This window comes from Microcystis sp. M49636_WE2, from assembly GCF_030065375.1.
Lineage (GTDB): Bacteria > Cyanobacteriota > Cyanobacteriia > Cyanobacteriales > Microcystaceae > Microcystis > Microcystis aeruginosa_C.
Genome location: NZ_JASJFG010000936.1, coordinates 1 through 1,843, shown reverse-complemented (window position 1 = coordinate 1,843; position 1,843 = coordinate 1). Strand labels below are relative to the sequence as shown.

Genomic DNA, 1,843 nt, shown 5'->3' with positions numbered 1-1,843 from the left:
CTCAAAAGAGGTGCTAATCGAGCTAGTGGATTACGTTTTGAGCCGAATTTATTAGGGAATAATAGTTCTCGCCGTAGCAATAGTCCAAGCATCGACTAATAATAAAAATAGGGTGAGAGTAAAAAGAATTCCATACATCCAAGGCTGAGAAAGGGGGCGAATATCAGTCATATCCAAGTTAGTTTTTTCCTCGATTATTTTGACCATGCGATTAAATCCCACTACTCGCATCGGCAATAAATAGGCTTTTTCTGCGGAGCGATCAAGGAAATAATAAACTAAACCACCCTGTCCCGTACTGCGACATTTAAGTTCTTTTATATCTGTCCAATTTAACCACCAACCAGAGCGAAGAAAAGCGGGAAACCATTGGGGATAGGTAACTTGTATCCCTGTCTCTGATAAAATCACCCTTTCACTTAAAGCTCCGTATAAAGCGATTAATCCTAAGCTAATTCCTATCCAAAGAAAATTGGGATTAACGGGGGAATTAGTGACTTTTGCTAAAAAGGGTAAAGGGATGGTTAACGCCACATATAAACTTAATAAAGTTACCCGAATTATTGGTGATATCCGAAAAGTTGTTGTCTCGTTCATTTGATAACCTTTATCTTGTTAGTATGGAGAAGTGGGAAGTGGGGGAGTGAGAATTATAAATTATGAATTATGAATTATGAATTTGGGTTCTTCGGTTTGTGTTATGCAATGTACGGGGGTTATAAGGGACGGAACCCTTATAGAGAAAAACGTTTGGCGATTTTTGTCAATTGTTTTTGATCTAGAGCAAACTAATCAATTAAATCTCTTGCCAGATAAGGATTTAGTTTATTTATGCCACCCTATCGAACCATAACAAGTAACGAAGAGCCTGAATTTGGAGGTGGGGAGATGGGAGAATAAATAAAAATAGTCTCCTGTCTCCTAACGACCGATAGCTAAAATAACTGCTCATTGATCACTGCGTCTCCCTGTCCCCAAAAACCATCGTATTTAGTCACTTTAATATCACCAAAAACTTTGACTTGACAAGCAAGACGACGGTTATTATCGGGGTTATGGGGAGGTAAAGAAAGACGCGCTTTTTCCTGCCAATTGATAGCAGAAACTTCGCCCACAATTGCCACCGCACAGGTTCCACAGCTGCCGATGCCGCGACAATTGATTAACTTGGAACCGCCGTTATACAAAGAAATGTCATGTTTTAATAATATACGACGGAGATTTTCACCTCGATCGCAGGTGATTGTTTGACCATAAACTGTTATTCTAGGCATTAGGGGCGTGATTTTAAGTGGCTACAGTTATTAATTAATATTAACACTTATTGACTATTTCTATGAACAATGGTAAGCGCATTTGGGTCTATGACACTACTCTCCGGGATGGGGCCCAGCGAGAAGGTATTTCCCTCTCCCTAGAAGATAAAATTAAAATCGCCAGGGAATTAGATCGGATGGGTATTCCTTTTATCGAAGGCGGTTGGCCGGGCGCAAACCCTAGAGACGGTCAATTCTTCTGGAAACTGCACGAAGAACCCCTAAAACAAGCAGAATTAGTCGCTTTTTGTTCCACTCGTCGCCCCCATGTCGAGGCCCGGGAAGATCCGATGTTAACCGCCATTCTCGCCGCTAGAACCCGTTGGGTGACAATTTTCGGCAAATCTTGGGATCTGCACGTCACAGAGGGCTTAAAAACCAGTCTGGAGGAGAATTTAGCCATGATAGGAGATACGATCGAGTATCTACGCTGTCAGGGAAAACGAGTCATTTATGATGCCGAACATTGGTTTGATGGTTACAAAAATAACCCCGAATACGCCCTTTTAACCCTCAAAACCGCCAGG

Annotated in this window: 3 protein-coding genes; 1 reads left to right on the top strand and 2 read right to left on the bottom strand. The window is 41.6% G+C overall.

Annotated elements, in window-relative coordinates:
• Positions 1–51: 51 nt before the first annotated feature.
• Together PX484_RS21485 and PX484_RS21480 are read right to left on the bottom strand one after the other, a co-directional pair.
• On the bottom strand, positions 52–597 hold the full coding sequence (locus tag PX484_RS21485; RefSeq protein WP_288105432.1) for a hypothetical protein: 546 nt from the start codon (positions 595–597) through the stop codon (positions 52–54).
• Between the two features lie 338 nt (positions 598–935).
• A complete protein-coding gene (locus PX484_RS21480; RefSeq protein ID WP_287666330.1) occupies positions 936–1,274 on the bottom strand; it encodes a 2Fe-2S iron-sulfur cluster-binding protein in 339 nt (112 codons plus the stop codon).
• Positions 1,275–1,336: 62 nt separating this feature from the next.
• Between PX484_RS21480 and PX484_RS21475 the strand changes: the two genes are divergently transcribed.
• On the top strand, positions 1,337–1,843 hold a 507-nt coding region (locus tag PX484_RS21475; protein WP_502882776.1), incomplete at its 3' end, for a hydroxymethylglutaryl-CoA lyase-like TIM-barrel protein.

Bases quoted from the DNA above. Each gene is read 5' to 3' on its own strand.
- PX484_RS21485 (WP_288105432.1), bottom strand. From the start codon at position 597: ATGAACGAGACAACAACTTTTCGGATATCACCAATAATTCGGGTAACT.
- PX484_RS21480 (WP_287666330.1), bottom strand. From the start codon at position 1,274: ATGCCTAGAATAACAGTTTATGGTCAAACAATCACCTGCGATCGAGGT.